Source organism: Lentibacillus kapialis (assembly GCF_014646635.1).
Taxonomy (GTDB): Bacteria; Bacillota; Bacilli; order Bacillales; family Amphibacillaceae; genus Lentibacillus; species Lentibacillus kapialis.
Genome location: NZ_BMNQ01000018.1, coordinates 14,296 through 37,926, shown reverse-complemented (window position 1 = coordinate 37,926; position 23,631 = coordinate 14,296). Strand labels below are relative to the sequence as shown.

General features: G+C 41.9%; 23 protein-coding genes. 16 read left to right on the top strand and 7 right to left on the bottom strand.

Translation table 11 applies throughout. From position 1 onward, the window contains the following. Positions 1-131 precede the first annotated feature (131 nt). From IEW67_RS08335 to IEW67_RS08310, 6 genes are all read left to right on the top strand, one after another. On the top strand, positions 132-1,265 hold the full coding sequence (locus IEW67_RS08335; protein WP_188632607.1) for a M20/M25/M40 family metallo-hydrolase: 1,134 nt from the start codon (positions 132-134) through the stop codon (positions 1,263-1,265). A 131-nt stretch (positions 1,266-1,396) separates the two neighbouring features. Continuing rightward, entirely contained in the window at positions 1,397-2,344 is a 948-nt protein-coding gene (locus tag IEW67_RS08330; RefSeq protein WP_229671711.1) for a hypothetical protein, read from the top strand. 69 nt (positions 2,345-2,413) lie between these two features. Beyond that, positions 2,414-3,028, top strand: coding sequence for a DUF4129 domain-containing protein (locus IEW67_RS08325; RefSeq protein WP_188632606.1), 615 nt, complete (start codon positions 2,414-2,416; stop codon positions 3,026-3,028). A 13-nt stretch (positions 3,029-3,041) separates the two neighbouring features. Further along, positions 3,042-4,166: a DUF4350 domain-containing protein gene (locus IEW67_RS08320; RefSeq protein ID WP_188632605.1), complete on the top strand. Its 1,125-nt coding sequence runs from the start codon at positions 3,042-3,044 to the stop codon at positions 4,164-4,166. Continuing rightward, positions 4,163-5,092 carry an AAA family ATPase gene (locus IEW67_RS08315; RefSeq protein WP_188632604.1) on the top strand — a complete coding sequence of 310 codons (930 nt, stop codon included), beginning with the start codon at positions 4,163-4,165 and terminating at the stop codon, positions 5,090-5,092. The genes IEW67_RS08320 and IEW67_RS08315 overlap by 4 nt, the downstream gene beginning before the upstream one ends. Continuing rightward, positions 5,046-6,404, top strand: a complete 1,359-nt coding sequence (locus IEW67_RS08310) for a DUF58 domain-containing protein (RefSeq protein WP_188632603.1) — start codon at positions 5,046-5,048, stop codon at positions 6,402-6,404. The genes IEW67_RS08315 and IEW67_RS08310 overlap by 47 nt, the downstream gene beginning before the upstream one ends. Here the strand turns inward: IEW67_RS08310 and IEW67_RS08305 are convergent. Further along, entirely contained in the window at positions 6,382-7,362 is a 981-nt protein-coding gene (locus tag IEW67_RS08305) for a stage II sporulation protein M (protein WP_188632602.1), read from the bottom strand. The two genes, IEW67_RS08310 and IEW67_RS08305, sit on opposite strands and share 23 nt — an antisense overlap. A 139-nt stretch (positions 7,363-7,501) precedes the next feature. On the opposite strand from IEW67_RS08305, the gene IEW67_RS08300 reads away from it, so the two are divergent. Together IEW67_RS08300 and IEW67_RS08295 are read left to right on the top strand one after the other, a co-directional pair. Next, positions 7,502-8,299, top strand: coding sequence for an RDD family protein (locus tag IEW67_RS08300; protein WP_308430721.1), 798 nt, complete (start codon positions 7,502-7,504; stop codon positions 8,297-8,299). Positions 8,300-8,416: 117 nt separating this feature from the next. Continuing rightward, positions 8,417-9,664, top strand: a complete 1,248-nt coding sequence (locus tag IEW67_RS08295; RefSeq protein ID WP_188632601.1) for a DNA polymerase IV — start codon at positions 8,417-8,419, stop codon at positions 9,662-9,664. A gap of 35 nt (positions 9,665-9,699) precedes the next feature. On the opposite strand, the gene IEW67_RS08290 is transcribed toward IEW67_RS08295, so the two are convergent. From IEW67_RS08290 to IEW67_RS08275, 4 genes are all read right to left on the bottom strand, one after another. Further along, entirely contained in the window at positions 9,700-11,076 is a 1,377-nt protein-coding gene (locus tag IEW67_RS08290) for an aldehyde dehydrogenase (protein ID WP_188632600.1), read from the bottom strand. A 14-nt stretch (positions 11,077-11,090) separates the two neighbouring features. Further along, positions 11,091-12,014, bottom strand: coding sequence for a ribonuclease Z (gene rnz / locus IEW67_RS08285; protein WP_188632599.1), 924 nt, complete (start codon positions 12,012-12,014; stop codon positions 11,091-11,093). Beyond that, positions 12,014-13,030, bottom strand: coding sequence for an NADPH dehydrogenase NamA (namA, locus tag IEW67_RS08280; RefSeq protein WP_188632598.1), 1,017 nt, complete (start codon positions 13,028-13,030; stop codon positions 12,014-12,016). Before namA ends, rnz begins: the two co-directional genes overlap by 1 nt. Positions 13,031-13,120: 90 nt before the next feature. Continuing rightward, entirely contained in the window at positions 13,121-13,858 is a 738-nt protein-coding gene (locus IEW67_RS08275; RefSeq protein WP_188632597.1) for a glycerophosphodiester phosphodiesterase, read from the bottom strand. 171 nt (positions 13,859-14,029) lie between these two features. Between IEW67_RS08275 and IEW67_RS08270 the strand changes: the two genes are divergently transcribed. Beyond that, positions 14,030-14,995, top strand: coding sequence for an MBL fold metallo-hydrolase (locus IEW67_RS08270; RefSeq protein WP_188632596.1), 966 nt, complete (start codon positions 14,030-14,032; stop codon positions 14,993-14,995). Positions 14,996-15,123: 128 nt separating this feature from the next. Here the strand turns inward: IEW67_RS08270 and IEW67_RS08265 are convergent, their stop codons facing one another. Then, the gene (locus IEW67_RS08265; protein WP_188632595.1) at positions 15,124-16,374 is read right to left on the bottom strand and encodes a Y-family DNA polymerase; all 1,251 of its coding nucleotides are present in this window, start codon (positions 16,372-16,374) and stop codon (positions 15,124-15,126) included. A gap of 496 nt (positions 16,375-16,870) precedes the next feature. After that, complete coding sequence (locus IEW67_RS08260; protein ID WP_188632594.1) at positions 16,871-17,782, bottom strand: aldo/keto reductase; 912 nt, start codon at positions 17,780-17,782, stop codon at positions 16,871-16,873. 115 nt (positions 17,783-17,897) lie between these two features. Between IEW67_RS08260 and IEW67_RS08255 the strand changes: the two genes are divergently transcribed. From IEW67_RS08255 to deoB, 7 genes are all read left to right on the top strand, one after another. Then, positions 17,898-18,446, top strand: coding sequence for an NUDIX hydrolase (locus IEW67_RS08255; RefSeq protein ID WP_188632593.1), 549 nt, complete (start codon positions 17,898-17,900; stop codon positions 18,444-18,446). 3 nt (positions 18,447-18,449) lie between these two features. Next, entirely contained in the window at positions 18,450-19,619 is a 1,170-nt protein-coding gene (locus IEW67_RS08250) for an endonuclease Q family protein (protein ID WP_188632592.1), read from the top strand. 112 nt (positions 19,620-19,731) lie between these two features. Then, the gene (gene spoIIM / locus IEW67_RS08245) at positions 19,732-20,373 is read left to right on the top strand and encodes a stage II sporulation protein M (protein ID WP_188632591.1); all 642 of its coding nucleotides are present in this window, start codon (positions 19,732-19,734) and stop codon (positions 20,371-20,373) included. A gap of 110 nt (positions 20,374-20,483) precedes the next feature. Continuing rightward, positions 20,484-20,942: a ferric iron uptake transcriptional regulator gene (fur, locus tag IEW67_RS08240; RefSeq protein ID WP_188632590.1), complete on the top strand. Its 459-nt coding sequence runs from the start codon at positions 20,484-20,486 to the stop codon at positions 20,940-20,942. Between the two features lie 241 nt (positions 20,943-21,183). Beyond that, positions 21,184-21,393, top strand: coding sequence for a YqzK family protein (locus IEW67_RS08235; RefSeq protein ID WP_188632589.1), 210 nt, complete (start codon positions 21,184-21,186; stop codon positions 21,391-21,393). Between the two features lie 4 nt (positions 21,394-21,397). Then, positions 21,398-22,291, top strand: coding sequence for a site-specific tyrosine recombinase XerD (gene xerD / locus IEW67_RS08230; RefSeq protein WP_188632588.1), 894 nt, complete (start codon positions 21,398-21,400; stop codon positions 22,289-22,291). A 148-nt stretch (positions 22,292-22,439) separates the two neighbouring features. Then, positions 22,440-23,618 (top strand): phosphopentomutase, encoded by a 1,179-nt coding sequence (gene deoB / locus IEW67_RS08225; RefSeq protein ID WP_188632587.1) that lies wholly within the window; start codon positions 22,440-22,442, stop codon positions 23,616-23,618. Positions 23,619-23,631 lie beyond the last annotated feature (13 nt).

The window sequence follows — 23,631 nt, the reverse complement described above, 5'->3', positions numbered from 1 at the left end:
TTTACCAAATGGACAAGTATGATTTCTGAATTACCACGTATGTGAATAAATGCCTGGTCGCAAACAGAAGAAACCCGACGAGCACATAAATGGCAATAATACTTTTTTAAACAAATGAGGAGGCATTCATTATGATTTCTATCAACCAGGAGAGATTGATCGACGAATTTTTTGAACTGGTTCAGATTGATTCGGAAACAGGGTGTGAAGCTGAAATCGCTGAAATCTTGACACGGAAATTTAAAGAGCTTGGACTGGATGTCATTGAAGATGACAGTAAAAGTAAAACGGGTCACGGTGCCGGAAATCTAATCTGCACACTAAAGGGCAACGAGAAACATGCTGATCCGATTTATTTTACCTCCCATATGGATACGGTAGTGCCCGGAAAAGGTGTTACACCATCCATTAAAGACGGTTATATTGTCTCGGATGGTACGACGGTTCTTGGGGCGGATGACAAAGCAGGGCTCGCTGCCATTTTGGAAACTATTCGCGCGTTAAAAGAACAAGATAGCGAACATGGCGATATTCAGTTCATCATAACCGTTGGAGAAGAATCCGGGCTTCTCGGTGCCAAATCCCTTGATGGAACGCTAATTAATGCAAAGTACGGGTTTGCTATTGACAGCAATGGTGCTGTTGGCGACATCATAGTTGCAGCACCAACTCAAGCGAAAATATATGCTGTCATGAAAGGCAAAACCGCTCATGCAGGTCTTGCACCCGAAAAGGGTGTTTCAGCGATTAGACTTGCTGCAAAAGCCATAGCCAAAATGCCGCTCGGCCGAATTGATGATGAAACGACAGCCAATATTGGACGGTTTGAAGGCGGCAAACAGACTAATATCGTCGCTGATCGTGTTGAGATCGTCGCGGAAGCCCGTTCACTCGTGCCTGAAAAGATGGAAAAGCAGGTTACTAAGATGAAAGAGACGTTTGAAAGTGTTGCGAGTGATTATGGCGGCGGTGCTGAAGTGGATGTTCAAATCATGTATCCGGGATTCAGCCTGGATACCGATGACAAAGTCGTTGCAGTGGCCCGGAATGCTGCAAAAACACTCGGTCTTGAAAGCAATTTGCAAAAAAGCGGTGGCGGAAGTGATGCAAATGTCATTTCCGGACTTGGAATACCAACTGTCAACTTGGCTGTTGGTTACGAAGAAATCCATACAACAGATGAACGGATTCCAGTTGACGCTCTTGTGAAAGTTACAGAGCTTGTGGCTGCTATTGTACATGAAGCTTCCGACGGACAAGAATAATCATACGAAAGTGATAAGGTGCCTGGCTAAGTCCCGGGTACATTCATTACTGAAACTATCCGGAAATACTTCCCGAAATTGATATAAGGGTCAACACCAAAATCTATGGTTGAATTGTGAATGTTAAAATAATGAATAGATTTGTGTTGAAAGATTGGGGCGTGAGGAATTTGAATGAACGGTTGAACAGACCTAAGGGATTCGGGGAAATACTTGATGCTGCTTTTACATTATGTAAACAATATTTTTCTAAATTTTTCCTGATTGTTTTAATGATAGTTGGGCCGCTTTATTTACTGCAATCAATGGTTTTATTATTAATCGGAAACAGTTTTTTGAGAGAGGCGGGCAGCGGCAGCAATTGGTTTGATCAGGCCTTAAACAGTTTTAATGCAACAGCCAATACAACGCTGAGTGAGGACTTTGCTAATATGGGTGTAGGAATTTTAACATATATTTTCATGCCCGTGGCGCAGGCAGCGGTTCTTTTGGCTGTATCCCGCTTAAAAACACAACATGATTTTGAGGTAAGCCGTGTTGTTAAGCAAGCCTTTGCAAAATTTTGGCTTATATTAGGCAGCAGTCTAATATTTGGAATCATTCTTTTTGCGATGATTTTCATCCCGTTTGTTGTTATTATCATTTTCGGGACTTTAAGTATGGTTGCCGATCCGGTCTCAGGTATTGCGATTATGATTTTTCTTCTACTTACTGTTGGATTTACGGCAGCTTATTTCCTGACTCGCTGGAGTTTTTATCTGGGGACGGCTGTATTTGAAAATAATATTCCGGGATTAGGTAAAAGCTGGCATTTGACTCGTGAGAACAGCTGGAGAGCCTTCGGAATATACATTGTTTTTTTCCTCATATTTTTTGCAGTAAGCTTTGCAATTGAAACGGTTTCAATTGCACTTTTGGGCAACAGTGTTTTATATTCGATTATTATGAACCTGGTTACCTTACTGACAACAACGGTATTTACGGTTGGATATGCCATTCTATATTTTGATTTAAAAATCCGGCAGGACGGAGATGATTTAAAACATATGATTGATGACTATCAAAATAACGGAACTTGATAATGTATAACAGCTTAACCGATCTGGGTGGTGGTCATAATCACGAAGTCAGACAATGCACGAAAGCAATTGCGGGACATTTTAGAACAACACGACTATCAAAGATACTACGAGGACAACAGAAGTTTTCTTGAAGTTTGGTGGGAACGTCTGGCCAACTGGATTGGTGAACAGTTGGCCGGGGTTTTTTCAGGATTTGAATCATCAAGCGGTTTTGCAGACTTGGTTTTGATTTTGATCATAGCTGCTGTTCTCATTCTTTCAGGTATTGTGGTTTCCCAGCGTATCCGTCATTCACGTGTGAACCGGGGTCTTGCTGAATTACAAACACTACGGTCATCTCACCAAAACCAATGGACATATGCTAACCATCTCCAGGCAGCCCGACAACAGGAGGATTTCGGAAAATGTAACGAGGCGGCCCGCCACATATTTCTTGCACTTCTGCTCTATTTTCATGAAAACGAATGGCTAAAAATAAAAACGTGGAAAACGAATGGGGAATACCTTGCAGAACTGAAGCATATCAACAAACAACTGGCAGATTCATTTTACAAGCTGGCACTCGTATTTGATGAAATGGTTTATGGCGAACGGGAGTTGAAGCAGGACGATTATGTCCATTTTCGTGATGAAGCGATGAAGTGGCTAAATGGCGGGCCGCAGGAATTCGACAAAAGATAAGGGGGCAGCAAGCTTGCAGACAAGGACAACAAGCAAAAGATCACTGATTTGGTTGGCTGCCGCTCTTCTGTTGTTTATCAGTATCAACTATGCAGCAACACCGGAGACGCCCGAAAGGTACCCCGCATACGTATCAGATTCACCGTCACCAACGGGCATAAAGGCTTTTTATACATATATGGACAATCAAACGAATGCCGCTGAAAGATGGCATCACCCGCCTGATCTGCTTGAAAGACAAGATAATAATCGACTGTTAATCATGGTTGAACCATCTTTCATTCCTGCTACAGAAGAGATGCAGAACTACATTTCCTTTATGGAATCCGGAAACACAATTCTGCTATTGAACACAAACCCTGAGGGGATGTTTGACATTGAAACGTTAACTGGACAGGAGAACTCAGGCAGTGTAATGGGGCAAGAGGGGAATGAATATGCGGCTGATATAAATTCGACATTTCGACTTGATACTAATAACGTTGATGACGTTCTATTAAATGATAATGTCGGTGCCATAGCAGTAGAAAAGACGTTTGAGAAGGGAAAGTTAATAACAGCTGTAGCACCTGAGTGGATTACAAATGAGAATATTTTGGAACAGGACCATTTGGAATTGATTCTTTCCCTTGTGCGATCCCAAACGGAATGGGAAACGATTTATATTGACGAGTATATACATAGTTCGAAAAATGCTCCATCTTTAACAACCGTTTATCCCGACTGGCTACTTGTTATAGGGTTTCAGGCTATTCTATTTGCCGTTATCTGGCTATGGTTTAAAGGCAAACGTTTCGGTCCTATGGTAATTCCAAGAGAAGAAACAGTCCGATTTAGTGATGAACGTATCCAGGCACTGGCGGCATGGTACCAAAAAAACAAACTTTATATTGATTCATTACAAGGGCAAGCTGACTATGTGAGATTGCTTTTGCAGGAACGCTGGGGGATTTCGTATCATAAAGATTGGTCAACCATTCAAGAACAATTAGAAAGTAAACTGGTATCAGATTTGGATGTGAAGCAATTTATAAATGGATTATTAAATGTGTTACATCAGAGACGTATAAGCAAAAAAACATATGTGTCTTGGTCGAAAAAAATAGATCAATTACGAAAAGAGGTTGAAGAACAGTGAGGAATGAGCTGGCATCATTAATACAAAAATATGAAGAGCGAATTCTTGGACAATCCTTGAATCTGAAACTCTTGTTATCTGCTGTTATAGCAGATGGCCATGTGTTAATCGAAGGTGTTCCGGGTACTGGAAAAACGCAAATGGTACGGACGCTGGCAGATCTATTAGACGGAACCTTTAATCGAATCCAGTTCACACCCGATTTGCTTCCGAGCGATATTACAGGCAGCACCATTTACAACATGCAGAATAATAGCTTTCAAACGATAAAAGGACCCATTTTTTCAAATATAATTCTGGCAGATGAAATTAACCGTACACCAGCTAAAACGCAAGCTGCCTTATTGGAGGCAATGGCGGAAAAGCAAGTAACCATTCAAGGGAAGACATATCCGCTTGCCGATATCTTTTTTGTTGTGGCTACCCAGAACCCGATTGAATTTGAAGGGACATACCCATTGCCAGAAGCTCAGCAGGACCGGTTTTTATTAAAATTGAATATTGACTTCCCTGCATTTGAAGAGGAGAAAAGTGTATTAAAACAAGTAATGGAGGGCGCACAAGACCGGACGGCAGTCGACCCGGCAATCGATAAAGCAGCTTTTCTGTCAATACGGCAAGAAGTGGCATCAATTACACTGAACGATGATATTTTTACATATATTATGCAAATTATACGACAAACACGGGATATGGAAGCTTTCCGTTTTGGTGCAAGTACTCGCGCGGCGATTTCCATTGCCAAGACTGCGCGAAGCTGGGCATATCTGACAAGTCGGGATTATGTAACCCCTGATGATATCAAAACGGTTGCCAAACCGGCACTGCGGCACCGCCTTCAGTTAGCCCCGCATATGGAATTGGAGGGAGTTGGCCTCGATGACATTATTGAAGAGCTTGTCGGAACGGTTTCTGTTCCGCGATAGGGGCATCCTGCCAGGAAGACGGATGCTCGGATTATTTTTCGTATTTTCCGCCATTTTAGCTGTAATGACTGTCTTCTCAACATTGTCGTGGGCATGGCTTTTCTCGAGTAATGGACTCGTTTTTTTAATCAGTCTGCTTGATTTAATGTTATTACCTAAAAGAGAGGATTTATCATTTAACCGGAAGATTCCTGAAGAATTGGAACGGGGTATCGCATACTCTGTACAAATAGAGATTGCGAATGCATCAACTAAATCATGCGAGATTCGACTGATTGATGGACTGCCGCAATCGTTCCGGGCACCGTTCCCTTTGGAGGAATCGGTTGAGGCACAGCAGACTTCTGTACTGTCTTATCAGGTCACTGCTCCGGTAAGAGGGAAATATGATATAAGCAAACTTTTCATTCGTTACAGGAGTATTTTTGGACTTTGGGAAAAACAGATGGCTACTGTCATAAAGCAGAACGTAAAAGTCATTCCTGATTTAACTGAAACAAAGCGATACCTGGAAAGCCCGCAGCGGTTTTTGTTGCATGAGGGAACAGAAATCAAGAAACAGCATGCTGTGACAGGGGAATTCGCTCAGATTCGCAACTATGTTATTGGTGATGATCCAAGAAAAATCAACTGGCGTCAAACTGCAAAATTGCAGCAAATCATGACCAATGAGTACCAACCCGAGCATGGAAAATATGTTACAATCCTGATCGATTGCGGACGAATGATGGGGGCCGAACTTAAAACAGGCAACCGGCTTGAAAAGTCATTGGAGGCTGCTGTGACAACTGCTGCAGCAGCACTGGATAATGGTGACTATGTTGCAGTGCTTGCGTTTTCCAGCGGCATTCAACAGTTTATCCCTCCTGATAAAGGCATGAAGCATTTACAAAAGATTTTACAAACCATATATAATTTGAATGTAGAAGCGAGCGAAGCCAATTATTCGGCAGCTTTCAATTATTTATCAGCTTCTCTGAAAAAACGAAGTCTGATTCTCCTGTTCAGCGATATCCAAACATTTTTGTATGAAGATACAGTACTGCACCATTTAAAGCGCCTGCGTCAGCGGCATTTGTTTTTGATGATTGGAATCGAAGACGAAATCATTCTGAAAGCGACGCAGCGGGTACCGGACAGTACGAAAACTGCTATGGTCAAAAGTATCGCCCAGCAACAAATACAATTCAAAAAACGGAAAAAGACAAACTGGGAAAAACAAGGGTTGTCCATGGTGGAAGCCAAGGAAGAGCATCTTACCTCAACAGCCGTTTCGCGCTATATCCGCACTATGAATGAAGAATTGCTTTAGCATTACTTTTCCGAAGCAGCATCTTTCCGCTGATAACATAAAGTATTAAGCCAATTAAAGTAAGGCTTGCAAGGGCGTATTTTGCTTCCATGGATAAGGAAGCAGGGGTGATGAACCCCTCAATAATACCAGCGATAATAAAGAGCGGCATGGTGCCAAGCAGAAGTTGGACGGAGCGTTTTGCCTGTTTTTTTAATTGATATGCGCGCGATAATGGTCCTGGTGCCAACAGTTTATAACCCATCAGCAGACCGGCACCGCCTGCGATGAAAATAGCCGTCAGTTCAATAACACCGTGTGGAACAATGAAGGCCCAGAATTCATAAGAACTGTTGTAATGCCAGTACAATCCGGCAAGAGCACCAACCATAATACCGTTTGATACCATGATATAAACTGTCAGTATTCCGAACGTGATGCCCCCTGCAAATGCAAGGAATGCTACCTGGATATTATTTGTCATAATGGAAGCAGACATCAACGGGGCATTTACCGTATTGCTATTTGAAGTGAGCTGTTCGGGATTAACCGATTGCGCCACTTCTTCCGGCAGCAGAGAATAAAGATTGAGTGGGTCATCGAGCACAGACAGAAAAGCGGCAAATGCGCCCGCTGCAAACAAGAGCAAGGCTATAATAACAGCCTTCCATTGTTCCAGCAGAAGCCCAATGAACACTGTGCTGAAAAATGTGCGAATTTGCCGGCAGCTGGATACTTGATCTTTGTATAACAAATTGTGAGCTTTTGCCATCAATTCGTTCAAATAAGCCGTAACATCTTCATTCGGAAAATAAGTTTGACTATAGGACAGATGCTGAGCTGATTTTTGATAAAGCCGGTTGAATTGGTCAATGTCACTCCCGGACAGGTTTCGCTTATTTTTGTCAAGCATATTTATGTATTGTTCCAGTTCCTTCCAGTCATCACGATTCGCTTTGATAAACTGTCTGATGTTCAAGACCACACCTTCTTTCAAGACGTTATGACTATCTTAATCTATTATAATTCGTCATGGCAGTAAATGAAACCCTCAAATGGCGGGACAAAGTTTCTGACCTTATGTCCCACCTTCTTATACATATAAAAAGGAGCAAGAAATGATGAATCAAGAAGAAGCATTTGTTAAAACACCGGAATTTGTATCACTTAAATTTAAATTGGCCGGTCTGGGCAGCAGGGGAGGTGCCATGATAATTGATCAAATCCTGTTGACAGCATTTAATATTGCATTGATTCTTTGTTTAGTTTTCATCACGCAGTCCGGTTTCACTTCATTTTTGACGGACTCAACTCTCCCACTGGCTATTACAATCATTCTTATATTTGTTGTTTATTGGGGCTATTTTTTTGTAGGTGAATATTTTTTCAGCGGAAAAACACTGGGCAAGCACATATTGAATATTCGAGTTATTCAGGATAATGGGCATAGTATTACGTTGCTCGCAAGTCTGATCCGTAATTTGCTCCGAATTATCGATATACTCCCGACTGCTTATTTGACAGGTATTATCATGGTTTTTATTCATTCAAGACATAAACGTTTAGGTGATATTGTAGCCGGTACCATCGTTGTACATGAGCGAAACATTAAGAAAACGGTAAAAGATGCTTCGATTGAAAAAGAAATTAAATCCAGAGGTCTTACTAAGGAAAGTCTGTCAATTGACGATTGGATAGTCCGGTCATTTGAAATGAAAGAATGGAATTTATTGAAAAAATATAGTGAACGGCTATTGCAATTAGAGGATACTGAACGGAAAGAGCTGACGAAAAGATTAGCCTCGGTTATTTTTCCGAAAATCGGATTAAAGCTTGAAAATATGACTATTAGAGAAATAGAAGATACACTGCTTACTCTGTATCTGATCCTGAAAGATGAGTGGGAGTTCGAATGATGACATCCTTTGTCGGCAGTAAAAATCGCGGGAAGTTCCCTGCTGAAATCTTGATTTGGGCGGGAAGGTTCACTGAATGATATAATGAGAGTAATCATGGTTAAAGGATGTCTAGCAATGTCACAATGGTATCCAAAAAAAGGGAAGGTCATTTTTCATGTCGATATGAACTCATTTTACGCTTCGGTTGAAGTGGCCTATGACCCAAAATTAAAAGGCAAACCGCTTGCGATAGCCGGCAATCCGGAAGAACGGAAAGGGATTGTCGTCACAAGCAGCTATGAGGCAAGAGCCAAAGGTGTTAAGACCACGATGCAATTATGGGAGGCGCGAAGACTTTGTCCTGAATTAATCGTTTTGCGTCCGAATTTTGACCGATACAGGACTGCTTCGAAGGAAATATTTCAAATACTCGCCGGGATAACGTCATATGTTCAGCCTGTTTCCATTGATGAAGGTTACATGGATGTAACCGGCACTGAAAAACACGGAAGCCCGATTGAAATTGCTCAAAACCTTCAAAGAAAAATCAGCAATGAACTGGATCTTCCTTGCAGCATTGGCATCGCGCCAAACAAATTTCTCGCGAAAATGGCTTCAGACATGAAAAAACCGATGGGCATCACGATTTTGCGGAAACGGGACATCAATGAGAAGCTTTGGCCGCTTAAAATTGAAGAAATGTACGGTGTTGGCGAAAAGACAGCTGAAAAATTGCGCACGTTCAACATCAGCACAATCGGGGATCTTGCTAATGGTGATGCTTATCAGCTGAAGCAACTACTCGGTATTAATGGAGAAAGACTTCAGAACAAGGCAAATGGGGTGGATATGCGTCCGGTTGATCCGGATGCAGTGCATGAGTTTAAAAGTATCGGCAGCTCCCAGACACTGGCGGAAGACACAATCGATGAAGCAGAGATCCGCAAATTGATGCATCAGCTCGCTGAAAATGTCGAGCGCCGTATGAAACGAAAACAAGCAGCGGGGCAGAGTGTGCAGATCATGATCAGATATCATGACCATAAAACAATTACACGAAGTAAAAAACTGCACCATTTTATTGAAAATAAATCAGACATACTTCAATTTGCCAATGAATTGTTTCAAAAACATTGGAATCTCGAACCCATCAGACTTTTAGGCATAACCGTCCAAGATGTTGATGAAAAAAAGAATATTGCCAAACAGCTCGATTTGTTCACTTATGAACAAGAAGCCGGAAAGGAAAAATTGTATCAAGCGATTGATAATTTGTCACAAAAATACGGGAAAGACATCTTCAAACAGTTGCGGAATGACGATAGGGAAGACAAGCCACGGACAAGCTTCCAAAAAGACTTTCTGGATGATTTTAAAGAGTGAGCGCTCCTGATAATCGATTATCAGGAGCGCCCATATCATTTCATGAGACGACTGAGAATGGCTTTAGCCACTTGACCGCCGGGATACCTGAACGGAATGTCAAATTTAGTTGTCTGCTTCAGGATACTTTTCTGATGTGAAAATGTATCAAAGCTATACTTGCCATGATATGCACCCATACCACTATTGCCAGTGCCTCCAAACGGTAGATGGGGATTGGCAAGATGGTAGAGTGTATCATTAATGCATCCGCCGCCAAACGATACATTTGTCATGACTAACTGCTGTTTCTGTTCGTTTTCACCAAAATAATATAGTGCGAGCGGTTTTTCCATCTCCTTCATTTCTGAAATGACATCATCAAGCGATCTGAACGTTATGATTGGCAGCAGCGGTCCGAAAATTTCCTCCTGCATAATGGCGTTATCCCAGCTTATTTTGTCTAGGATGGTCGGCTCAATAGACAGTTTATCCTCATCTGCCTCACCGCCATGGATTATTTCGCCATCCGTCATAAAAGCATTAAGCCGGTTAAAATGCTGTTTACCGACTATTCGGACATAATCATAATTTTGGATCGGTTTTTTGCCATAAAGCGATTTGATATGTTTCTTCATTGCTCTTAGCAATTTTAACTTCACTTTCTCATGCACGTATACATAATCTGGTGCAACACAAGTTTGTCCGGCGTTTGTGAATTTGCCCCAGACAATTCGTTTGGCAGCAAGGTCAATTTTAGCATCCGTATCAACAATGGCAGGGCTCTTGCCCCCCAATTCCAGTGTGACCGGTGTCAAGTGTTTGCTTGCTTGTTCCATAACAATTTTGCCGACATGTGCACCGCCGGTAAAAAAGATGTAGTCCCATCGTTGTTCCAGTAATTGCTGACTGACGTCTTTAGCACCTTCGACAACGGTAACAAAAGACGAATCAAATGTTGACTGAATCATATCTGCAAGAATGGCAGACGTCGACCGCGTGATCTCGGATGGTTTCAATACCACCGTATTTCCTGCCGCTATAGCGCCGATTGCGGGTGCAATCGCCAAATGCAGCGGGTAATTCCATGGTGCGATGATAAGCGCGACACCATAAGGTTCCTTCCTGATATAGCTTTTGCTTCCTTTGTGAGTGAGCGGTGTTTCGGCTTTTTCCGGCTTCATCCAATCCTTTAGATGTTTCAAAGCAAAGTCTATTTCAGTGTATAAAAATCCCAATTCGGTTGTAAAAGCTTCATATTCAGATTTATTCAAATCATTTTTTAACGCATGGTAAATTTCCTGCTCATATCCCTTAAGCATATTTTTCAGTGAAGTCAGTTGTTCTTTTCGAAATGCATAGTCCATGGTTTTACCCGTGTGAAAAAATGATCGCTGCCGATTGACGATTTCTTTTGCTTCCAGCTTTCCCATACAATAAACGCCTCCTATTTAGATTCAATGTTTATCTGACGGAAATCGCATGCAAGCTCTGTATTTGGAAAAATATGGCGGGCTTCATCCAGTAGCTTACGATCATCCCCTTGTTGATAACGTGAGGAAATATGCGTCAGTATTAGTTTATCCGTATTACTACTTTTAGCAAGAGCGGCTGCCTGTTTCGTTGTTGAATGAAAATAGGCTTTTGCCAACGTCTCTTTTTCATGGCCAAATGTTGCCTCATGCACTAAAACATTAGAATCACGAACAAAGGACATCGTTTTTTCCGGTGAACGCGTATCACCCATTATGGTAACGACGCGTCCTCGTTTCGGTGGACCAAGGTAGTGATCACGGTGGATTAACTGGCCATCATCTGTGTGGACAACATCATTTTCCTTAATTTGCTGGTATATTGGACCTGGTTCGATTCCCGCCTCTTTTAACTTTTCGACGAGAAGTCTGCCAGGTTTATCTTTTTCAGAAATCCTAAAACCATAACTGGGGATACCATGTTCAAGCTTTTTACATGAAATACAAAATTGTTCATCCTCAACTAACAACCCTTCTGTAAATTCGATAATTGAAAGGGGATAGGTAAGTGTTGTTCCGCTGACCGCCAGACTTGTTTCAATGTAGTCTTTGATTCCTTCAGGCCCATAAATAGTTAAAAGGTCGTTACCCCCTTGAAACGAGCGGCTGCTTAACAGTCCGGGCAATCCGAAAATATGGTCACCATGCAGGTGGGTTATAAAGATTTTCGTTATTTTACGCGGTTTGATACGTGTGTGTAAAATTTGGTGCTGCGTTGCTTCCCCACAATCAAACAGCCAGATGCTGTTTTGTTCCTGCAACAGTTTTAAAGCGATTGCCGATACATTTCGTTCTTTGGAGGGGACACCTGAACCGGTCCCAAGAAAAACAAGTTCCATTATTGCCAACCCCGTTCGTATTGATGTGGTGCAGGAAGCGTCTCATTTAACTCATCAGCAACAGCTTTTGCCCAATATGGGTTGCGCAGCAGAGCTCGTCCGATCAGCACTAGATCAGCACGGTCATTTTGTAGAATTTCTTCTGCCTGAATACCTGTCGTTATCAATCCAACTGCCCCTGTGGGAAGAGATGCTTCCTGCTTGATGGTTTCGCAGCGCTTCAGCTGGTAACCCGGATATCGCTTAACGGCTGCCGGGACAACACCGCCCGAACTGCAGTCAATCAGATCGATGCCTTGTTGTTTCATTTGTCCGGCAAAATAAAGGATGTCATCGAGTGTGTTACCGTTAGGGTCATATTCATTTGTTGATATGCGTGCAAACAAAGGACCTTCCCATACGGTCTTGACGGCCTCAATCAGCTGTGACATAAAGCGGTAACGGTTTTTTCTGCTTCCGCCATACTCATCATGACGTTTGTTGGTCATTGGTGATAGAAATTGATTGATTAAATAGCCGTGTGCACCATGAAGCTCAATAATATCGAAACCGGCTTTTTGGGCACGCTCAGCTCCATCTTTGAATGCTTTGATCGTATTACTGATATCTGCTTTTGTCATCTCCACCGGTGTTTTCGATGATTCGCCGAATGCAAGTGGTGAAGGGGCAAATATCTCCGAATCGAGCCGTGCTTTTCGGCCCGCATGGGCAAGCTGAATACCGGTTTTGGCACCATACCTGTGCAGCTGTTCATTTAATCGTTTCAGCCCTTCAATATGTTCGTCATCCCAGATACCCACATCCTCATGCGAAATACGCCCTTCCGGTACAACAGCCGTTGCTTCGGTCATAATAAGCCCTGCCTGGCCAACCGCCCGGGAGATGTAATGTGTTTCATGAAAAGGTGTTATTTTACCGTCCTGTTCCACACAGGAATACATGCACATTGGTGACATGACAATCCGGTTTTTGAGCTCGACACGATTAAATTCGATTGGTGAAAATAATTTGGTCACATGATCCCTCCTGATTTATCCCGTCTCAACAGACAGCAAGGAGTCAGCTGCCCGTAAAGATTCGATTCTGTTCAACTGACATTCACTATTTCATTGATTAGTAAATTGATTCCGAAAACGGATTGCCCTGTCAGGGACATCCGTAAAAATTGCATCACATCCCACGGCAAAACAGCGCAGCATTTGTCTCGGTCTGTTCACCGTATACACACGGACACCCATAGCTTCATGATGGCATTTATCAACCAGAAACTGATTGAGCAGCCGGTATTTGATATGAACCGCATTCGCCCCTAATTCTTGGGCAGCAGATACAAGGTTTTTGCCGCGTTTTGTTGTTAATAACGCTGTATTGATATCTCGGTTCAGATAGTTTAACTTGTTAAGGCTTCTTGGATTAAACGTTGACAATATCGTACGATGCAATAGGTCATAATGTAATATCCTATCATAAACAATACTTTCCAAGTCATTATAATCTATTTTATTATTTTTCAATTCAATATTTAAATACAATGGCTTATCATAAATCCATTCGAGAAATTCATCCAATGGTATAATACGTAATCCGGCAAATTCAGAGGAAAACCAGGAGCCTGCATCAAGCTTCTGCAATTGCCGATATGTAAAATCTTTTATGTAACCGGTGCTACTGGTTGTTCGCTTGACATGTTCATCATGGATTAAAACCGGAATATGATCTCGTGTCAGATGGACATCTGTTTCGATACCGTCTGCACCGTGCTGATAAGCAAGAGTGAAGGCGGCCATTGTATTTTCTGGCGCCTGTTTGCTGGCGCCGCGATGTGCGAAAATTTTCGTTGACAAGAAACTCACCTCTTATCTGATTGTGTTTTATTTTTCATCGTAAGTCAATTGAAGGAAGTTTACGAAGCGAATCACCGTTTGTCTAAACAACCATTGTGTGACTTTTTCATGAGGAAGGTATATAATAGCCATCATAAACTGAATCGTTATTCATTTTGGAGGCTGTCAAATATGAAGGTACTGGACAAAACAATCACTCAAATGACCATTCCAACACCGTTTGCAGTTGGTGATGTACATGTCTATCTGCTTAAAGGCGACACACTGTCACTTATCGATGCCGGTGTTAAAACGAAAGAGGGATGGGAAGCTTTAAAAGCACAATTAAACGAATTGGGGTATGCGCCTAATGACATTGAACAGATTATCTTAACCCATCATCATCCAGATCACGTTGGTTTAATTGAAGAGTTTCCGTGTGCTGAAACAATCGCTGCACACCAAAATGTTGACCTATGGCTGACACGGAATGAAGCGTATTTCGATCAATATGAAAAATTTTTCCGGCAATTGTTTACTACTTCCGGCGTGCCGGAAGAATTAATACCAGGCTCTGATGAATTGCACGGCACACTGCAATTTGCAGGAAAGGGGAATCTGACGGTTACGCTGGAAGAAGGGGATGCACTTCCCGGGCATGAAGATTGGCATGTTTTCGAAACAAAAGGTCATGCACAAAGCCATTTATCGTTTCGCCGTGAACATGATGGGGCGTTTATCGGAGGAGACCATTTGCTCAAGCATATCTCGCCGAATCCGCTACTGGAACCGCCGATTGGAGATACAAAGGTGCGACCAAAGCCAATGCTGCAATACCGCGGCAACTTAGTCAAATGCCAGTCACTCAACATCCGAACAGTTTATCCCGGCCACGGGGAGATCTTTACGAATGCGTATGATCTGATTCGTGCGCGTCTGCAGAGACAGGAACAGCGTGCACATATAGCATACGAGTCCTTAATGGCAAAAGCACAAACACCATTTGAACTTTGCAAGGAGCTTTTTCCAAAACAATATGAAAGTCAGCTGAGCCTGACCATGTCTGAAACAATCGGTCAGCTGGATTATCTTGAAGATGGAGGGTTTATTACTAAAACATTAAGCGATGGAAGTTATGTTTATAATGGCGTTAAATAGCGCTTGAATCATACATTTGCCGATTTTTTATAAGTTAAGAAACCATAAAATTTTTATCGAGGCTTTGTCGAATATTGCCACGGCCGGCTCCAGCGCCCCGCGCCGTTGTTCCTATTTTGGAACACATGTTATGCCTGATGCCCGCCGATTTTGCTGCTCCGCCCGATGGTGATGCCTGCATCAGTGTAGCTTGTAGCCCGAAGTATGGCAGTGGAACCGTATTTATTCCGGATTGCGTCCATAACATAGCCAATATCTTTTTTCTTCGGCCTGTTATCGAAAAGATCCAATTGGGTTTCGGCATCTTCATGCAGATTGTCAAGTGTTACATAAACATGCCGGATATCACTGAAACCATCGTAAAATTCATTGAATAACTGCATGCAGACATCATACATATCCATGGTTATATTGGTCGGCAGACTGACAGATTGCGAGCGACTGAAGCCCCCGCCTGTTTCCTTGGCGTATGAGATGCCGAGGTGAATGGTTTTACCGACTTTGTTGGCGCCTCTTGCCCGCCGACATGCCTCCTCGCATAAATCAAGAATACAAATAGCGGTTTCATTAGCGGAATAATCACGCAATAAAGAGATTCCATGGCCGAAACCTTTCTGCTCCATTTTGGTAAAATTGCCGAAAACAGGGCTCAAATCGACTCCCCACGCATGCCAATAAAGCTGCTCTCCTATAATGCCAAACCGTTTTGTCAGCAGTTTCAGAGGGAATTCCGCCAGTTGTCCGAGTGTCACAACTCCCATACGGTTTAAGTTGCGCTGCATCCGCCGGCCGATCCCCCAAATCTCCTGAACTGGAAATGGCCACAATTTTTCCCGGACGTCTTCATATGTGCATTCCGCTACGCCGTGTTTCTTAGCATACAGATCCATAATCACTTTAGCCAGAAATTTATTATCACCTATGCCGATAGAGCAGGTGATTCCAAAACTTTCAAAAATATCCTGTTTGATAGCGTTTGCCACTTGCCACCTGCTGCCGAACAACTTATCCAGTCCATTGACCGTTACCCAAACTTCATCAACTGAATATTGGTGGATGGCTTCTTTTGGGACATATTGATTTATCAATTTGGTAATTTCCATCGATACCTGTAAATAGTCAGCCATATGCGCCGGGGCTATGATGATATCCCGATCCCTGGGCAATTCGAAAAACCGGCTTACATTACTGATGCCATGTTTTTTCTTCAAAGTCGGAGAGGCGGCGAGAACGATGCTACCGGATCGGCTTAGATCCCCCACGACGGCCAGCTGGACCGTCATCGGATCAAGTCCTCGTTTAACCGCTTCAACACTTGCGTAAAAAGAACGCATATCAATACACAAAACATCATTCCGTGGATAGCTGGAATAGTCCATAGAACTCACCTCATTAAAATAGAACGTCTGTTCTGTTATTATATGTTTTACATGTTGTATTATCAATGTAAATTAATGGAATTCAGGAGAATAATGTTCGTATCCAGACATTAGAAAAACGCGGCATTCACTTCATCTTATAGTGGATACCGAAGTTTTTCTTATAAGTGCGTGTTCAAAAAGGAGGATAAAAAGGACCAAGAAGTTCGAGACGGCGCAGTTTCGAGTAGCGAAAGGGTATGCCTTTAGATACATGAGCACAAGTAATGCTACCCTGAATCCGCTTCGCACGCAGGAAAAGTGTTTTTCTTTTCCAAGGAGCGGAGAAACAAGCCAACGAAGAAATTCGAAGTGTCATGTTTACCGGACTTTTTGAACAACCTCTATAAGGTCATCCATCATTTATACTTTCTGACATTACGAAAAGGGGCATGAAAAAGTAACTTTTCATGCCCCTTATCCCGATTTCGTTTCGATTATGGTATTGAAAGGAAATTTAACGGTGATTCGTATATTGGATTGATTTTGTTATACGCTGTATATTCCTGTATGCATCATCTGTCAGGGTCAAATTAAAGCTGGTATTGTCGTCAACCTGGTTGACGGAACTTGCACCAAATACAGCACTTGCCACAGCGGGATGTTTCAAAACGTAATTTAATGCAAGGGCGTTCATTGAATTCTCATCCGTCATTTTCCCTAGCTTTTGCTGAATGATTTTCAGTTCATCATACGAATAATCGAGAAAACCATCTTGACCTTTCCGCTCAATTTGTTCAACCGCCCGATTACTGAGCATTCCTTTTGCCAACGGTCCCCGTGCCAGGACACTGGCCCTGTTTTTTTGGAGAAGGTCCAATATGTCTTCTTCCGGCCGGCGGTCCAGCATATTGTATTGCATCATAACGGCATCAATGTTTGAACGCTGCACATATTCACGAATAACATTCGGTCTGATGGATGAAATCCCGTAAGCACGGATAAGCCCTTCTTTTTTTAGATTTTCAAACGCTTCAATGGATTCATTGATTGGATCGTCAATCGTGCCGCCGTGCAGCATATACAAATCAATATAATCAGTGCCTAAACGATGTAGGCTGTCTTTAACGCCATTTTCAATATGTTCTCTGGAAGGGTCCCAAAACCAGTCCCGTTTTTGTTTATTAAAGTTGTTGCCGACTTTTGTGGTTAAAATAACCTGATCCCGTTTACCCTTTATAGCATTACCGACAATCTCTTCATTTTGCCCAAAGTCATACAGATCCGCAGTATCCAGATGATTGACACCGGCATCCAATGCACGCTCGATAATGTCACTTGCTTTTTGGCTGTCCGTTCCAAGTGACATGCACCCCAATGTCAGCCCAGAAACATAAATGTCGGATTGCCCAAGCTGATTTTTTTCCATCGTATCTGCCTCCAATATCATTGGTCTTATTCTATTGTAGAAAATAAATAGCAGCAAATACAACTATTAAGATATGATAGAATAGAGAATAGCCATGAAAAAAGGAATGATCCTAATGAAAAAATTTGAAGAAAAAACCACTCATACGGAAAAAATATATGATGGCAAGGTCGTTAAACTGCAAGTGGATGATGTTGTACTTCCTGATGGTGAAACGTCCAAGCGTGAGCTCATTAAACACCCGGGTGCGGTAGGGGTGATTCCGATCACAAAAGAGAATAAAATTGTGTTTGTTGAACAATACAGAAAACCGCTGGAACAATCATTGGTGGAAATTCCTGCCGGTAAACTGGAAGAAGGGGAAGCACCGAAAGTGACCGCAAAGCGCGAATTAGAGGAAGAAACAGGTTATACTGTGAGGGAGCCTATGGCATTTGTAGCATCGTTTTATACATCACCCGGATTTGCAGATGAAATGATGCACCTTTACCTGGCCAAAAACCTGGAATTGGTGGGATATCCGGCAACCGGTGATGATGATGAATTTATCGAACTGGTCGAATTGACACTGGAGGAGGCGAAACAATACGTTAAAAACAAACGAATACATGACGCTAAGACAAACTATGCAGTACTTTACTTAGAAACACTTGAAAGGATGTAACAAATGCTGACATCGTTTTTTGCCGATATGCATATTCACATCGGCCGCGATATATATAATAACCCTGTCAAAATCACAGGTGCCAACACATTAACCCTGACAAACGTTTTAAAGGAAGCCAGTCGAAATAAAGGCATCCATATGGTTGGTGTCATTGACAGTCATGCTCCGGCCGTCCAGCAGGAAATAAAAGAGCTCATAAGAGTGGGATACGCTCATGAACTGCATGATGGGGGTATTCGTTTTGAAAATGTGACCTTAATACTTGGTTCTGAAATTGAAATTTATGATGAAAACTGCCAGGGTCCGCTTCATGTTTTATGTTTTTTTCCAACTCTGAGCGTCATCGAAAAGTTCTCAGAATGGCTGACGACTAAAATGAAAAACATTACATTAAGTTCACAGCGCTATTATGGAACGGCAAGAGAACTACAGTATAAAGTAAAAGAACTGGCCGGCATATTTATACCTGCACACGTGTTTACACCATTTAAAAGTATGTATGGAAAAGGGGTGCATCATTCATTACGCGAAGTGCTTGATCCGGATTTGATTGACGGTATTGAGCTGGGACTAAGTTCAGATACGGCTATGGCTGATCAAATCAGTGAACTGCATGATTTTACATTTTTATCAAATTCCGACGCCCATTCACTCCCGAAGATTGCCAGGGAATACCAGCAAATAACAATGGAAGAACCCTCATTCAACGAATTTTACCGGGCGTTGCATAATGTAGACGGGCGGCGAATTAAGCGGAACTTTGGTATGAATCCTCACTTGGGAAAATATTATACAACCGTTTGCAGTCAATGCCTCGAGCCACTCGCTGCCGATGCTGTCAAATGCCATCAGTGCGGATCGAAGAAAGTCATCAAAGGTGTGTTCGACCGAATTCAGGAGCTAAAAAGCACTGATGATATAAATAAGAACAGGCCGCCTTATTTATATCAGGTTCCATTGGAGTACCTGCCGAAGCTCGGACCTAAGACATTTAAAAAGCTGCTGGAACATTTCCAGACAGAAATGAATGTGATTCATTATGCATCTCTGGATGATCTAAGCGAAGTTGTGCCTGAAAAACTAGCATCTTCCATCATAGATATGAGAGAGGGAAAGTTATCCATCAAAGCCGGCGGTGGCGGAAAGTATGGATCTGTCACAACCACTTAATGCTGAGTGTCAAAAATAAATTGGTATTTTTACATGGAATTCTTCATAGTTTCTATTAGAGGCATTTAAAAACAGCCTGAAGAAATGAAATTATGCATGATGGAGGATTCTGATGTATAACAAACGAACTCTGTTAATCGACCATGTGAAAGAGCATGCTGTCATCTATATTTTTATGACAATCCTATTTCTGACCGGTATTATTTTTGGTGCTATTATTGTCAACAGCATGAATTTTGTTCAAAAGCAGGATTTGTTCTTCTACTTGGAACGCTTTTTTGGTGATATTAGTGAAGAAGAGCGAACAAACAGCAGCGAGGTGCTGAAGAGCAGTCTTTTATACCATGTGAAGTATCTTTTTATCTTGTTCGTATTAGGACTTTCGGTTATAGGTCTTCCGGTTATCTGGATTTTATTGTTTTTAAAAGGCTTGGTCGTTGGCTTTTCGGTTGGCTTCATGGTTAACCAGCTCGGAGCGAATGGACTATTTTTGGCTTCGATTTCAATTGCACCGCAGAATTTGCTGGTAATACCCATTTATATTGTCGCGGGCAGCTTATCCATGATTTTCTCAATGATACTATTAAGAAAGCTTTTTTCATGGCGCATCTCCCAGCCAGTGCTTCAGTCATTCGGCAAATATGCAGTATTGTTCGCTTCATTGATGGTGTTTTCATTGGCGGCGGCGGCCCTGGAGGCATATGTGTCAAATGAAGCAATGGAATTGTTAATAAAATCCCTTTATAAAGAGTAATAAATATTATATAATAACAATTATAAATAACAAATTATAATGATTATATTTTGACACGCTCCATCTGGCCGCATATAATGAAATTGGGGATTATAGGGAGGAGACTTGCCATGGAACATCGAATTGAACGGATAAAAAAACAGCTCCATGCTCAAAGTTATAAGCTTACTCCACAACGGGAAGCCACACTCAGAGTGCTTCTGGAACGAGAAGAAGATCACTTAAGTGCTGAAGATGTCTATCTACTGGTTAAAGAAAAGGCGCCTGAAATTGGCCTTGCTACAGTGTATCGTACACTGGAATTATTATCAGAATTGAAAATTGTCGATAAGATAAATTTTGGTGATGGTGTTTCACGCTACGATCTGCGCAAAGAGGGAGCTGAGCATTTTCATCATCATCTTGTATGTATGGAATGCGGTTCTGTTGAAGAAATAGTGGATGATCTTCTTGGTGACGTTGAAAAGATAGTTGAGAAAGATTTCCGTTTTCAAGTGGAGGATCATCGATTGACATTCCACGGAGTTTGCAAACAGTGCCAGGAAGCGGCAGTTCAATCAGCAAGATAATGACATGAAAGGAACACCTTTTTTCTTACTGAGAAAAAAGGTTTTTTACTCTATTTGGCCGCTAATTTACTTTTATAAGAAAATACGGTATTTTGGTGGTAGGATGATAGAATAACATCATAATACCATGTATATTATTAACCTTTTTCAGCATATCTTTACTAGTGATATGGTTTAATAAACGAGCGATGTCTTGTTGTTGAACAGTTCACGGCAGATATGCAAAAAGAGGTGGGAGCAAATGGTACAGTTGTTCCGGGATACCCTGAAAATAATTATTCTTTTTATAGGGTGTACATGTCTATTCTACTTTGGTTTGCGGTATATGCATGCTGAATATGAGCAATTTCACCGGTACGATCCGCCGCAAGGACCGTCAGTAAAAGTTTCTGAGTCTGAAGATGGAAGTTTCGTGGATCGGCTTAACTTATTTTTTCGCTTAGGGGAGTAAAATTATGCTAAAACCCGCTTTTGAAGATTTTGTCCACTATTTAACAGTCGAACGCGGGGCAACAGACAACACATTAAAATCATATCAGCGTGATTTGAAAAACTATATATATTTTCTGAATAACGTACGCCATAAATCAGACTGGATCGAGATAGGCCGAATTGACATTACAGGGTTCCTATCCACACTTAAGGAAGAAAATAAATCACCGGCAACAATTGCCAGAGCGATTTCCTCAATCCGATCTTTCCATCATTTTTTGATTCGGGAACAGATTGTCAAACATGATGCAAGCATACATATTGAAACACCTAAAAGAGAACAAAAACTGCCTTCTACGCTAACATCAAAGGATGTAGAGGCTTTATTGTCAACCGGTGGGAGCACTCCTTTGATGATCCGGAATAAAGCCATGCTTGAACTAATGTATGCTACGGGATTGCGAGTTTCGGAATTGGTCGGCCTGAAAGTAAGCGACCTTCATTTAACGATGGGATTTGTGCGATGCATGGGAAAGGGATCGAAAGAAAGAATTGTCCCGCTTGGGGATATGGCTAAAAAAGCGATGGATGATTACTTACAGGACGCCCGGACAACTCTTGTCAAACGCAAACAGGATAAAAATGCGCTATTTGTTAATCAGCATGGAAGACCATTGTCCCGTCAAGGTTTTTGGAAAATATTAAAAGCGATTACCCGTGATGCCGGAATCCATAAAACAATCACACCACATACCCTGAGGCATTCATTTGCTACCCATTTATTGGAAAATGGTGCGGATTTACGATCTGTTCAGGAAATGCTCGGGCATTCCGATATTTCCACAACACAAATTTATACACATATCACAAAAGCCAGATTAAAAGATATTTATCAATCGTATCATCCGCGTGCCTAGTCTGGCCGGCAGCCAAATAATAGGCAACACATAACAGGGAAACGTCGTTTTTTTGCCGTTGTAGTCGTCAGACATCATACAGCAAAAAAGATAATGGCATACTGCAACATAAAACAGGGAAAAACAGCTGTAGGAGGTATTGATGTTTATGCAACAATTCAAACGTATATTTTTAATTGTAATGGATTCCGTGGGTATTGGAGAGGCCCCCGACGCAACAGCGTTTAATGACGAAGGGGCTGATACTTTAGGACATATTGCAGAACAGATGAATGGCCTGACCATGCCGAATATGGGGAAATTAGGGCTCAGCAATATCAGAAAGATACAGGGAATTGAAAAAGCTACATCGCCAAAAGCCCACTATACAAAAATGCAGGAAGCTTCCAATGGTAAAGATACGATGACAGGCCATTGGGAAATCATGGGTTTAAATATCCAGCAGCCTTTCCGCACATTTCCAGATGGTTTTCCGGATGAACTGATTGCTGATCTGGAAACAAAAACAGGTAGAAAAATTATCGGCAATAAACCTGCATCAGGTACGGCCATTATCGAGGAATTAGGAAAGGATCATATGGAAACCGGCGCATTGATCGTTTATACATCAGCAGATTCTGTTTTACAGATTGCTGCACATGAAGACGTTGTACCATTAAAAGAACTATACCATATTTGTGAAATCGCCCGCGAACTGACACTGGATGAGAACTATATGGTCGGTCGTGTCATTGCAAGACCTTTTGTGGGTGAACCAGAAGCTTTTAAACGCACGTCCAACCGTCATGACTATGCATTAAAGCCTTTCGGCAGGACAGTGATGAATGAACTGGAAGATGCTGATTATGACGTGATTGCCCTTGGTAAAATATCAGATATTTATGATGATGAGGGTGTCACAGAAGCCATTCGCACAACAGATAATGAAGATGGGATGACCAAATTGATCGATTCGATGGCAAACGATTTTACAGGATTAAATTTTTTGAATTTGGTTGACTTTGATGCCAAGTATGGGCACAGACGTGACCCCGAAGGCTACGGGAAAGCCCTTGAGGCATTTGATAAACGACTTCCGGAAGTAATGAATCGCCTGAACGAAGATGATTTGCTGATTATTACCGCAGATCATGGAAACGATCCGATTCACCACGGAACAGATCACACACGCGAATACGTACCGCTGCTCGTTTATCATACAAACATGGATCAAGGAACTGAGCTTGCTCTAAGAGAAACATTCGCTGATATTGGTGCCACGATTTCCGACAACTTTAACATTAAAATGCCTGAACACGGAAAAAGCTTTTTGAATGATATCAAATAAGGGGGAGAGATAC